Annotated in this window: 11 protein-coding genes; 4 read left to right on the top strand and 7 right to left on the bottom strand. The window is 45.6% G+C overall.

All coding sequences use genetic code 11. The annotated features are described in order from the left end of the window. Positions 1-39: 39 nt before the first annotated feature. From ACF8EG_RS22285 to ACF8EG_RS22300, 4 genes are all read right to left on the bottom strand, one after another. Positions 40-510, bottom strand: coding sequence for a Dps family protein (locus tag ACF8EG_RS22285; protein ID WP_005457571.1), 471 nt, complete (start codon positions 508-510; stop codon positions 40-42). A 230-nt stretch (positions 511-740) separates the two neighbouring features. Further along, positions 741-1,631, bottom strand: a complete 891-nt coding sequence (locus ACF8EG_RS22290; RefSeq protein ID WP_017447896.1) for a hydrogen peroxide-inducible genes activator — start codon at positions 1,629-1,631, stop codon at positions 741-743. 114 nt (positions 1,632-1,745) lie between these two features. Beyond that, on the bottom strand, positions 1,746-2,621 hold the full coding sequence (locus ACF8EG_RS22295) for a hypothetical protein (RefSeq protein ID WP_069505770.1): 876 nt from the start codon (positions 2,619-2,621) through the stop codon (positions 1,746-1,748). A gap of 256 nt (positions 2,622-2,877) precedes the next feature. Further along, positions 2,878-3,858 carry a hypothetical protein gene (locus tag ACF8EG_RS22300; protein WP_069505772.1) on the bottom strand — a complete coding sequence of 327 codons (981 nt, stop codon included), beginning with the start codon at positions 3,856-3,858 and terminating at the stop codon, positions 2,878-2,880. A 533-nt stretch (positions 3,859-4,391) separates the two neighbouring features. Here ACF8EG_RS22300 and ACF8EG_RS22305 point away from each other — a divergent pair. From ACF8EG_RS22305 to ACF8EG_RS22315, 3 genes are all read left to right on the top strand, one after another. Then, positions 4,392-6,842: a M9 family metallopeptidase gene (locus ACF8EG_RS22305; protein ID WP_069505774.1), complete on the top strand. Its 2,451-nt coding sequence runs from the start codon at positions 4,392-4,394 to the stop codon at positions 6,840-6,842. 286 nt (positions 6,843-7,128) lie between these two features. After that, on the top strand, positions 7,129-7,359 hold the full coding sequence (locus ACF8EG_RS22310) for a PAS factor family protein (RefSeq protein WP_005479230.1): 231 nt from the start codon (positions 7,129-7,131) through the stop codon (positions 7,357-7,359). 476 nt (positions 7,360-7,835) lie between these two features. Continuing rightward, on the top strand, positions 7,836-9,185 hold the full coding sequence (locus ACF8EG_RS22315; protein WP_020835008.1) for an alpha-amylase family protein: 1,350 nt from the start codon (positions 7,836-7,838) through the stop codon (positions 9,183-9,185). Between the two features lie 68 nt (positions 9,186-9,253). On the opposite strand, the gene ACF8EG_RS22320 is transcribed toward ACF8EG_RS22315, so the two are convergent. Further along, positions 9,254-9,547, bottom strand: coding sequence for a helix-turn-helix transcriptional regulator (locus tag ACF8EG_RS22320; RefSeq protein WP_005459687.1), 294 nt, complete (start codon positions 9,545-9,547; stop codon positions 9,254-9,256). Positions 9,548-9,791: 244 nt separating this feature from the next. On the opposite strand from ACF8EG_RS22320, the gene ACF8EG_RS22325 reads away from it, so the two are divergent. Further along, positions 9,792-10,085, top strand: a complete 294-nt coding sequence (locus ACF8EG_RS22325; RefSeq protein ID WP_005459692.1) for a hypothetical protein — start codon at positions 9,792-9,794, stop codon at positions 10,083-10,085. Positions 10,086-10,192: 107 nt separating this feature from the next. On the opposite strand, the gene ACF8EG_RS22330 is transcribed toward ACF8EG_RS22325, so the two are convergent. Further along, complete coding sequence (locus ACF8EG_RS22330; RefSeq protein ID WP_015312981.1) at positions 10,193-12,151, bottom strand: monovalent cation:proton antiporter-2 (CPA2) family protein; 1,959 nt, start codon at positions 12,149-12,151, stop codon at positions 10,193-10,195. Further along, the gene (locus ACF8EG_RS22335) at positions 12,148-12,765 is read right to left on the bottom strand and encodes an NAD(P)H-dependent oxidoreductase (RefSeq protein WP_069505776.1); all 618 of its coding nucleotides are present in this window, start codon (positions 12,763-12,765) and stop codon (positions 12,148-12,150) included. The genes ACF8EG_RS22330 and ACF8EG_RS22335 overlap by 4 nt, the downstream gene beginning before the upstream one ends. Positions 12,766-12,994 lie beyond the last annotated feature (229 nt).

The following is a 12,994-nucleotide window of genomic DNA, read 5'->3' on the forward strand; positions in this document are numbered from 1 at the left end:
TTAATACAGAGCATTATCCTTAGGTCGTTTCGCTCGGCGTTATTTCTGCAGCGATCGTAACATCCATGCTGTTTTTTCATGGATGCGCATTCTGTCCGATACCAACGCCACGCTAGATTCGTCATCCGCTTGTTGGGCTAGCTTTAACACTTTACGTGCGGTTTTTACGACTTGTTCGTGATTGTGCGTGAGTATGTCGACCATTTCCGTCGCGCTCGGAACGCCTTCAACCTCTTCAATCACACTGAGTTTGGCGAACTCTTTAAACGTGCCGGGTGCGGGAACGTCCAGTGTGCGTATGCGCTCGGCAATCTCGTCTACAGCCGTCGCAAGTTCGGTATAGTGTTCTTCGAACATGAGATGCAGTTCTCTGAAGTTCGGGCCTTCCACATTCCAGTGGAAGTTGTGCGTTTGCAGATAGAGCGTGTAAGAATCTGCCAAGAGCTGCTTCAAGCCCTCTGCGGTGCTTAATCGGTGCTCTCTATCAATGCCGATATCGATGTGCGTCATGCTAGCTTCCTCTCATTCCATCTGGTTTCACGACTTTTTATAAGCCGTCAGCAAACAACTAAAAAAAGTATTGGATAGATGTTCTGATTTGTAAAAATGATAAAAATGAATGTAACGTTCGGAAATTTTGATTACTGAATGGAAGGCGTTGTCTATAGCAAATACCAACGCCCACAAAGCACACCGAGGTAACGGCGCGCTGCTGGGTTTAAACGATTTTGATTTCGAGATTATTTGAGAGATTGCTTCGCGATACGGGAAAGCGCTTCGAGACTGGAAACGTCCACATAGTTTGGGCGAAACGCGAGGGCTATTCTGCGGTGAGGGCCGGGCTCATTTAAATGCACTGCCGATAATACTGGGTAGTGCGTGACGAGCTGTTCCAGTGCCATTTCCGGGATCAAGGTTGTGCCCATTCCACTCATTACCATTTGAATTAACGTGTTTAGGCTGGTGGCACGGTATTCCTGATTGGAGGTTTGTTCAGAGAGGCGGCAGGCATCCAAAATATGATCTTTGAGGCAGTGGCCTTCTTTAAGCAGCATGAGGTTGGTTTCTTGTAGTTCTTCGGACGTAATGCTGCTTTTGTCTGTGTGCATTTGCCCATCGAGCGCGACCCAGTAAAAGTCTTCTTGCCAAAACTCTAACGTTAACAAGCCGTCACAAGGGTAGGGGATGGCCAGCACGGCCGCGTCAATCTCACCGCTGTGAACCATGTCGACAAGGACATGCGACTGTTCTTCGACGATGTCTATTTTCGCGTTGGGGTACTGCTCTTTTAAGGTGAGTAACAACTTTGGCAGAAGATAAGGTGCAATGGTCGGGATCATGCCAATGGACAACGGAAAGCAAAAAGGTTCGCCGCAACTGTGGTCGAGGTGTGCCATGTCTTCCAGTTGAAGCATAATGTTGCTGGCTTTGTCTAAAACTTCACGACCAAGTGGCGTGACGAGCACTTTTTTATTGTCCCGTTCAAAAATCTTAATGCCTAGCTGACGCTCCAGTTCACTGACGCCTGTACTCAACGTTGATTGGCGAACATGACACAAATCTGCTGCTTTACGAAAATGCAGCGTTTTTGAGACAGCCAAGGCATAAGATAATTGTTTTATCGATAGCATAGCGTTTATCCATCCGTTGAGTCTTCTCGTCGTTCAAACTTCTCGTTCTAATGATCAAGCTTAGAAGATGGCTTTTTGTTATTCGAATTTCCCTAACGTTGTACCTGCCTTTATTTACCATCCTTTCGCTCGGCATTGCCGTTCGATTCTGAGCGCGACTTGCTGTACTTGGTGATCAAGATAATCGGTCGAACTCACCATTTGTCGCATGTCTTCAACAAAATGAGCGGGGCGAATCATCCGCAAAGTGTTTTCGTTTTTGCAAATAAAGTCGACACGCGGAATGCCAAACTTGTCCTCATATTCAACGATGTAAGTGGCGGCGGTTTGGTGATTAAGTTGTGTGTTGAGCTCGAACATCCAATTGAGATATTGCTCTTCAATCCAACTTGAATAGTGCTGCTGGAAATAGTTTTTAAGTGATTGATAGTTAGCACTATTGAAATGGTGATATGTACTTCGTACTGCCGATTGCGGCTCACTTGTCGTTGGTATGTACAGTTCTATGGGTAATTGATAGGGGTAGCGATCGTGGCTCCAATCTTCGATCACCGATTTAACGTGATTCAAAATGTAGTGCAGGGCGCTGAACAATCTCGCATAAACGAGGCGAGACCCGTAGAACAGGCGTAAATGTTCACCATTGTATTGATTGATGTAATTGAGCGGAATTTTATAATTCACGCTCAAGTCGTCTTCGTTAGTTGGAGTGACTGGGTCATTACTTTGCAATAACCAGTGTTGGTGCTTGCGCCAAAAGGCAATGTCGGCCGATAGCATGTCCGGCCAAGCGGTGATCGGGAGGTGCGAACGATTGGGGTCACTAAACGATATGAGGTCGTTCCCCTCACCGTGCAGTTTTTGTAATTCGCTATTGAGCTGATAAATCGTGTTAGGGTCAGCTTGCTGCCATAGGCGCTGCTTTTCTTCTTCACTATTACTTTCTAAGTACCCAGGCAGATAACGTTCATAAAGTCGTTCTTCTAACATAACTACTCTCTGAAAAGGCATCTGTTGATAGAAAGTATATACGCAGAAATGGGAAGCACAGTTCTTTACGATGTCTCATGAAGCCGATGAAAGCTCTGGATGAGATCGTGACGAATGCGCCTCCTAAGTGCTTGATGAGCAACGTTATGCTTATCTCGATTATGATAAATGAGCTTGTAGTCAATAAGTTGGTTGTTTATCGGGCAGAGCAATGTTTTCAGCTTGAGGGCGTCTAGTAATCAACGCGTAAAGTCGTTCAAGCTGCCGTTGTTACCACCACAAACCGCTCATCTTGTCCCCATCTTGGTTCCGCATTCATTAAATTGAGCTCCAACGCCGTTTGGTATGGGTCAACGTCAAAATGGTTGCTTATTAAACCCCAGAGCATCCAGTTGATTGCGGTTTCATTCTCGGTAAGCTCTTCGAGTGGCGCTCGGAGGAAAAAGTATTCATCCAAGCCATCGTCACCAAGCCTGTCATAGATAATGTTACGTAGCTCTCGATCCAAATCATGTTGGAGATTGATTGAGTCGTACAGTTGTTCTTCTGTTGGGCCATTCTCATGGCGATAAACATTGCGTTTTGACTCTTTGCATAAAGTACCAGAGCCTTTTTCAATACTTACGTTTTTTTGCGAGTGTTGTTCCAGTGCTTGGATAATTTCATTCTCTAATTGGGCGAGTTTACTCAGCAAAATTTGATCATCGTTGTTGTGCTCGTGAGTAGTCATTTTTTGAAAAGCCTTTACTCTCTCATAGACTGAATTCCCGTGAGTAAGCGCTGCAAAGCACTGCTCTCTGAGTGTTTCATTGGCTTGCCAAATGCCTGAGTAGAGCCCGTAGTCATATCGATACGGTGGAAGATCTTCAGTATCTTCGCCTAATATTTCTCTCCAGTGCCTTTGCCACTTTTCATTTTTTTCTTGTTTTACACTTGCGTATTGGCTAACCCAATGGTTACGAAGTGTTATGCCTACAATGGCAAGAGGCCATGGAGCGAGCAAGTAAAAATAATAGTGAGAAGAGTTATCCCAAAAGTAACCGTAAATATAAATACTAAATGCAATCACCCAAGTTCCAATAGAGCAAATAATAATCCCTGACATTATCGATGATTGGCGTTTTGTTTCTCTTAATGTATGACCTTCCGCACATAACCAAAAAATGCTGCCAAAAACAAAGGCAAACGTCATTAATAAGTAAGCAAGCCCCGCTCCTAAAAATCCCCAAAGTGACATGGTTTCTGATCCTTTTAAGTCCCACTTCTTTCTGGTGTGATGGAAGGGGATATGTAGTCCTAGTTCAGTGCCGTGATTTGCTCGATGCAGGTTTTACTCTCATTGATATTACGTTTCGACAAAAAAGGATGATGTCATTATGCAATAGAGTATTAGGCACGGCGTGTGGCGAGAATTTACCATCATCTATTGCTTTCAGATATGTGTTTTGATGCTTATTTGGTTCATGTCTCATAATGAAAACTCGTTTTCAATGGTTCTCAGTTGAGCTAATAACTAACTTTTTGGTCTGGTGCGATAAATTTCATTTTATGAGTCACTTTTGACTCATATTGACTTATTTAGAAAAAGGTAAATTAATGTTTTTATTAATAATTATTGAATCTTCCTGTGTGGGATTGGTCCCATTAAATTAGAGTAATAAGTCTATTTTTGGGATCGATTTCATAAATTTTATGATACTGATTTCACTGTTTGAGCTGTAAGGAATATAAACCCCACTCAATTTATTTTTATAATCAATGAGTGTTGTTATGTCTCATATCCGTTTTTTCCCGCGTCATCGTTTGGCGCTTGCTTGCATGCTAGCGAGTGTTTCTAGCTTCTCTTTTGCCCAAAATCAGTGTGCTGTTGCTGATTTACAACAATCGCGTGATTTGGCCGCTGCCGTTTCTGGCGCTGAATATGATTGCTACCACGCTTGGTTCTCTGCGCCTTCAGCAACGCTGAATGATATTTATAGCGAAGCAAGTTTAAGCCGTATTCAAGTCGCGTTGGATCAAGAAATTGCACGCTATCGTGGTGAAGCAGAACAAGCTCGTGTTCTAGAAAATCTAGGCGAATTTATTCGTGCGGCGTATTACGTTCGTTACAACGCTGGTACTGGTACGCCTGAGTTTTCAGAAGCATTGAGTCAGCGTTTTGCTCAGTCAACGAACCTGTTCCTCAACAACCCTCATGCTTTGGAGCAAGGTCGCGAGCAAGTTGGCGCAATGAAGAGCCTGACTTTGATGGTTGATAACGTGAAGCAGTTGCCGCTGACCATGGATAGCATGATGGCCGCGTTGATGCACTTTAACCGTGACACCGCGAAAGACACCCAATGGGTTGATGGCCTGAACAACTTGTTCCGATCTATGGCAGGTCACGCGGCGAACGATGCGTTCTACCGCTACATGGCAAACAACACTCACCATATTGATACGTTAGCGCGATTCGCTTCTGACAATGCATGGGCGTTAGATACAGATGCAAACTTTATCGTTTTCAATGCATTACGTGAAACTGGTCGTCTACTTGCGAGCCCAGATCAAGAAACCAAACGCAAAGCATTGGCTGTCATGCAACAAGTGATGCAGCGTTACCCATTGGGCAGTGAGCACGACAAACTGTGGCTTGCCGCCGTTGAGATGATGAGTTACTACGCACCTGAGGGTTTGAATGGTCTAAACCTAGAACAAGCGAAGCAAGATCTAGCAGCACGTGTGATGCCAAATCGTTTTGAATGTCAGGGACCTGCCATCATTCGCTCTGAAGATCTCACCGATGCTCAAGCTGCGAAAGCGTGTGAAGTGCTTGCTGCGAAAGAAGCAGACTTCCATCAAGTTGCGAATACTGGCAATCAACCAGTGGCGGATGACTTGAACGATCGTGTTGAAGTCGCGGTGTTTGCAAGCAACGACAGCTACGTTGATTACTCTTCATTCCTGTTTGGCAATACAACGGATAACGGTGGTCAGTACTTAGAGGGGACCCCGTCAAGAGCCGATAATACGGCGCGTTTCGTGGCTTATCGCTACGCGAATGGCGAAGATCTATCTATTTTGAACCTTGAGCACGAGTACACTCACTACTTGGATGCACGTTTCAACCAATACGGTTCATTCAGCGACAACTTAGCTCATGGTCATATCGTTTGGTGGCTGGAAGGCTTTGCGGAATACATGCATTACAAACAAGGTTACAAGGCCGCGATCGATCTGATCCCAAGTGGCAAACTGAGTCTTTCAACCGTGTTTGACACCACATACTCGCACGATAGCAACCGCATTTACCGTTGGGGTTACCTGGCAGTTCGCTTCATGCTAGAAAACCACCCTCAAGATGTAGAGAGCTTATTGGCGTTGTCTCGTTCAGGTCAGTTTGCACAATGGGCGCAGCAGGTTACTGTGCTTGGTCAACAATATGATGCGGAATTTGATCGTTGGTTAGATACGTTAGAAGTGGTAGTTGAACCGGAGCAACCAGGAACGGATCCAGAAGAGCCAAGCGAACCAACCGATCCTGAAGTGCAAGTGACGGAGCTGGCGGCGAACCAAAGTCTTCAACTGAGTGGCGAAGCATACAGCGAAAAACTGTTCTACGTTGACGTGCCTGCTAACACCGTTCGCTTTAATGTCTCTATTGAAGGAGCGGGTGATGCCGACCTTTACGTGAGCTACAACAAAGTGGCGCATTACTACGACTTCGAAATGAGCCAGTACGCGGACGGTAGCAATGAAGAGATTCAATTTGCGCCAGAGCAAAACGGTTACGTTAAAGCTGGCCGTTACTACATCAGTTTAACAGGGCGTGATAGCTACGACTCCGTAAACCTTGTGGCAGCGTTAGAAGTTGAAGCGCAAACGCCACCAACACAAGTGCAAGACGATTTAGCTCCTGTGGTTTTGGAATCAGGAGAAGCGAAAGTGCTAACGGTTCATCAGCAGCGTTATGCCGCTGTTTATGTGCCTGAAGGCGTGAAAGAAGTACGCGTTTGGATGTCGAGCCAATCAAATGCGAACGACCCTTACGGCGCAGGTAATGTGGACTTGTACGCAAGCCGCAAACACTGGCCTACAGCAGAGCAACATGAGTACGCGTCAAACTACGCGGGCAGCAATGAATACCTTGCTATCCCAGTGACTGAAGCGGGCTATGTGCACTTTTCTCTTCAAGCTCCTCAACAAGGTGATGATGTAGAGATGCTGGTTTATTTCTTCTAATCGACGTTAAGTTAGTTTCGTAACACAAAAAAACACGCCGCCATTTTTGGCGGCGTGTTCGTTTTTCCTGCTTTTGGTTGTATTCAAACAGTGTTAAATGCCAAACGTTTGCATGATTTCGAGATGTATCTGTCAATTTTTGTCGAAAGCGTCTCAATTTTGTGTTGGCATATCCTTCTCACATAATCTTTTTTAGCGCCGCGTTCTGTGACCTAGCTTCTGATTTGTGGTTTCTAAACGGATACAATATATATGCACCCCGTGCAATAAAATTAAAGGGAATGACATGAAAACGCTTATTTATGACACGTTGATTAGCCTTGCAAGCCAAGAACCAGAACAACATGCACGTATCCGACAAAACCTATATGAACAGTTGGATCTGCCGTTCGATAAGCAACTGGCTTTGTACTCTTGTGCCCTTGGGCCTGCGAGTTCAGGTAAGCTTGAGAGTAGTCAAGGTATCAACAACGCTGTGGATTGCGCCGTTAAACTTCTGGAAACACCAGAACGCTAATCTACTTCGTTGTCTTTATCACGGCCCAATACCCCAAGGGCCGTTTTTGTTTCTGCGTTTCCTCAACACACTTTTCGACGCCAATCCCTTCTCACCAAACGTGATCTAGTTGCCAGTTTGCCTTTCTTAACTATTTGTTACGTCAACTCATTTTATAACCTACTCATTTACAGCGAGTGGGTTAGGGCGTACATAAGGATTTGTTGCTTGGAATTTGTTTTTGGATTTTATGTAAATAAAAACAATGGCTTAGTTGCATTTGATTTGCGGATGGCAAGAGCTGTCATCGACTGGAGGAGATTCACAGACTCTCATTGTGCTAGGCAGGGCGTATCTACGCCTTGATTTTCAGCCTTGAGTTAAGCGCAAAAGGGTGAGGGCGTATCGCGAATAGCTTTTATAATTTCGACTATTGAGTTCATTCACACAAAACAACCAAACAAGTAATCGTGAGTGGAAACGAGTAGGAGAACAACATGAGTGGCTTACAGGAAACGCAATCAGCAGGTGCAAACGTGATTTTGCACGCCTTTGATTGGAAGTACGCTGACATTGCCCAACGAGCAAATGAAATCCACCAGCTAGGTTATGGCTCGGTGCTGGTTTCGCCACCAATGAAAAGCGCCCACGATGAACGTTGGTGGCAGCGCTATCAACCACAAGATTACCGTGTTATCGACAACGCGCTCGGTGACACCCAAGACTTCATCTATATGGTTCGTGAGCTCGAACGCGTAGGCGTTTTGGTGTACGCCGACGTGGTGTTTAACCACATGGCTAACGAAGCACATTTACGCCGTGATCTGCAATACCCTCGTCAGGACGTGTTAGATCAATACCGACAAGACGAACATAAATACCAGTCTTTAAAGCTTTTCGGCGATTTATCCAAACCGCTATTTAGCGAAGAAGATTTTGTTGAAGCGTTTGGTATCAAAGACTGGAAAGATAAATGGCAGGTCCAAAATGGCCGAATTACAGGTGGGCCAACCGATCCTGGTTTACCAACCCTTCGCGTTTGTGAACATGTTGTCGAGCAGCAGCGAGCTTACTTAAAAGCATTGAAAGCGATAGGTGTGAAAGGCTTCCGCATTGATGCCGCGAAGCACATGACGCTTGAACACCTAAAACGCGTATGGACAGACGACATAACCCAAGATGTGCATATTTTTGGGGAAATCATTACCGATGGCGGTGCAACAGAAGAAGAGTATCAACTGTTTCTTGAGCCGTATTTACAAGAAACCCGTTTAGGTGCGTATGATTTCCCGCTGTTTTCGACCATCTTTAAAGCATTTTCAAAAAAAGGCAGTTTCAAGTCTCTGATTGACCCTTACTGTTTTGGCCAAGCGCTTTCAAACGGTCGAGCCATCACTTTTGTGGTGACGCATGATATTCCCAACAACGACGTCTTTCTCGATTTGATAATGGATGAAGAGGATGAGTGGATCGCTTATGCCTACATTCTTGGTCGCGATGGCGGCGTGCCTTTGGTTTATACCGATTTGGATACCAGCGGCATTAAGAACAAAAACGGAAAGCCAAGATGGAAAGACGCTTGGAATGATCCGCGCATGGCGAAGATGATCGCGTTCCATAATGTGACTCATGGCGAATCAATGACGGTACTGGAAGGGAATGACGATATGCTAGTGCTAAAACGCGGAGAGAAAGGTATTGTAGTGCTAAACAAATCCACGCGCGCACAATCGCTATCGCTAAAGACAGAGTGTGATTGGTTCGATTTGATGTCAGATCAAAGCGTTAAAGCCGGGATAGAACTGAAGGTTCCGGCAAAGTCGTTCATGTTATTGGTGCAAAAATAAAACCGGCGGCAGAAGACAATAAAAATGAGCTCAATAGGAGCTCGTTTTTATTTGGATCGTCAAAGCCGTTATTGGCATTCATTCACGCAACATTCGGCACGAAGAAAGTCGATGACATCGTCCAAACATTCGTATTCAGCAACACAAAAAAGAATACGGCCTTCACGGCGCTGAGTAATGAGTCCTGCAGAGGCTAAACTGGAAATATGATGAGAAAGTGTGGATGCAGGAATACCGAGTTTTTCTTGCACACCGCCTACCGCAATGCCTTTGTAGCCCGCTTTAACGACTTCTTTATAAATGCATAGACGGGTAGGGTGCCCTAATTCTTTTAATGCTTTAGCGACGGCTTCTAGCTCCATACTGACCTCTAAACTGACCAACGTTAAATGTGTTTCGATAATAGGGAAACTCGCCTTGAATGCCAACTTTTCTGGTTTGACTCTGTGTGATTTCAGGCGAGTTTCATACCGACTCATACTGTGATGACAAAAATTGTCTCCTCCAATGAGACAGATCAATCTTCATTATTATTTCACCCCACGTTTAAACTTCCTCTCCTACACTCTTTGATGAGTTGTCAGTTGGCAGAACAAGGAGGCGGCCATGATTGCAGTTCATCGAGATTATTGTTTGTCTAGCAGTTCAGAGTTACACGCGCACGTTAAAGTAAACCCTGTTGGAAGATTGGAAGTTGAAATTATCGAACTTGAAGAGCGTCATACGACCGAGTTTGATGATTTATCTTTTGAAAGTCGTGGGTGTGAAACTCGAATTTGTGGCAAAGAAGACGCAACCCCGTGGCAGTTCAATCTTGCAGTTACCGACGCGTTAGAGCTTTCTCATTTAGTTGAAGAAGCGAATGAAGAGTATGAGATTTTGATGAATGACCTCATGTAGCTTTCATTATGGATGAAAGTCACTGTGGTGATTTAGGGCGGCGTGCTGACGTACAACCGACAAAAAACCTCCCAATGGTGGGAGGTTTTTGTATTTCTGTTTTGGCGTTAAATCGCTTCTTCTTTTGGTGGCGTAATATCTTGCACGTTTTCACCGTCAAAGTTTTCAGCGTAACCTTTTGGCGGTGGCGTCCAGCCACGTTCAGAACGCGATAACTTATCGTGACGATCTTTGCGCATCTCTTCCGCCATTTTCTCTTCGAGCTGGATGAATAGCTCACGGAAGTTGTTATCGAAGCGCTCACCTTCCGAATCGTCTTCCCACGCTTGGTATAACATTTCAGATTTACGAGCTTCTACGCGCTTGTAAGTGTCTTTTTGCTGTTCAACAAAGAATGGGTGAATGCCTAACGCTTTCATGGCGTGTCCACCCATTTCCAGTGCCGAGTGATAAGTTTCCGATTCAATCACATCGGCGCCAGCTTGACGCAACAAGTAACCATGACCGCGGTCGAAAGCGCGTGCGATGATTTTCACTTTCGGGTACGTGTGCTTCACGTATTTCACCAGTTCCACACTCGATTCTTGGTTATCAATCGCGACGACCAACGCAGCCGCATGCTCGATACCTGCCGTGTGCAGCATATCTGGTCGGGTTGCGTCACCAAAATAGGCACGAGTGCCAATCTGGCGCATGTTATCGACTTGGTTGGCTTGATGGTCAAGCACTACAGTTGTTACGCCGTTCGATACTAATAGGCGATTCACAATCTGACCAAAGCGGCCAATACCAGCAATGATGACTGTGCCTGTTTCTTCAATCGTATCGCTTTCGCGTTCATTCGATTGGATTTCAAAGCGAGGCAAAATCACACGATCAAACAGAATGAACAAACCCGGGGTCAGGAACATTGAAATCGCAACCACCAGTGCAAGAGTTTGCGAGAGTTCAAACGGAATGACGTGGTTTTGAACAGAGAAGCTTAGCAACACAAAACCAAATTCACCCGCTTGAGCCAAGCTTAGGGTAAACAGCCAGCGGTTGCTGCCTTTCACTCTAAATATCAGCGCGAGAATAAACAGCACCAAGGCTTTCAATACCATCACGCCAATGGTCAGCGCCATGATCAGCCAGAAATCACCAAATAGAACCGAGAAGTTGATTCCCGCGCCAACGGTAATAAAGAACAGTCCCAGCAATAAACCTTTAAATGGTTCGATGTTGGACTCTAACTCGTGGCGGAATTCACTGTTCGCCAATACAACGCCAGCCAAGAAGGTTCCAAGCGCAGGAGACAAGCCCACTAAACTCATCAGTGCAGCGATGCCAATCACCAGCATGAGCGCGGTCGCCGTAAAGATTTCGCGCAAACCAGAGCTCGCCACGTACTTAAGTAACGGGCGGCTTAAAAAGTGTCCGCCAACCACAACAATCGCAATCGATGCTGTGATGACAATTCCGTATGCCCAGCCCGGCAAATCGGCCACGAGGTTTAAATCGTCGTGATGCTGCGCAGCAGTTTGAACGGCATTTTGTGCTTGTTCGACTAACTCCGGCAGGGCCAACAGTGGAATAAAGGCCAACATCGGGATAACGGCGATATCTTGAAAGAGCAGAACAGAAAACGCGTTTTTACCACCTTCTGTTTTGGTTAGCCCTTTTTCGCTAAAGGTTTGCAGCACAATGGCGGTTGATGACAGCGCGAAAATTAGGCCAATCGCCAGAGCAATCGTCCAAGGCTGCTCAAAATACAAGGCGATACCCATAATCGCGGCGACAGTGCCGCCAACTTGCAAGCCACCTAACCCCATCAAGCGATTACGCATCGCCCACAGCATTTTAGGTTCGAGTTCTAAACCAACAAGGAACAGCATCATTACAACGCCAAATTCCGCAAAATGTTGGATGGTTGTGGTCTCTTCGCCTACTAGGCCGATGATTGGGCCAATCACCACGCCGGCAATTAGGTAGCCCAGCACAGAGCCTAAACCTAAGCGTTTTGCTAACGGAACCGCGATAACGGCGGCTACAAGGTACACAAAGGCTTGTAAGAATATTCCTGTCATGACGCCCCCTTGATGAGCTCCGGCAATGCACTGTTAAGTTTAATGAGCGAAGCGGCGGCCTCGACATCCAATCGGTCTTCGACCAGCGCCGTTAAGAGCTTTTTATAGCGTTCAATATGGCGCGGGATACGACCTTCTTCGGCTGCGGTACGCGAACCAAACAAAGCAAGAGGCGCAATATAGTGCATGCCCGTGAGTGCGGACATTTGCTCGATAGGAGCGAGCAGTTCCCGAATCGTAAAATGGTTGTAGCCTTCGGCTTTGTAGGCTTCTTCTTTGCCGCCAGCAGAAAGCACGCACAGCATGGTTTTGCCTTGCAGTTCGGTTCCTTCGGTGCCGTATGCAAAGCCGTATTCCAACACCAAATCTTGCCATTCTTTCAAAATCGCTGGTGTTGAGTACCAGTAAAGCGGGAATTGGAAAATCACCACATCATGTTCACGAAGGCGTTGTTGTTCTCGGTCGATATTGATGTTGAAACGAGGGTACTCACCGTACAAGTCAACGCATGTCACGCCTTCGATTTTTTGAGCTTCTTTGAAAAGTGGAGTATTCACTTCTGAACGATGCTGGGAAGGATGAGCAAAGAGAATCAGTACTTTTTTATTTGTCATAGGGATCCTTGCTTTCAGCATGGCCTTATCCGAATGGAGAAGGTGGGTGAAGAGACTGACGCGCTATGTCCGTCTCGGTCAGTTACAAAATGTAACGCATAAACGTTAACCTATCTACCATGTAGGAATAGATAAACTGATGAAGTATTAATAAAAAACCACCAAACAATTTGGTGGTTTTATAAAATGAGACAAGTTCTCTGAGCCCGTGGGGCTATTTCATGATCAC

The organism is Vibrio sp. YQ_11 (genome assembly GCF_043103065.1).
Taxonomy (GTDB): domain Bacteria; phylum Pseudomonadota; class Gammaproteobacteria; order Enterobacterales; family Vibrionaceae; genus Vibrio; species Vibrio parahaemolyticus.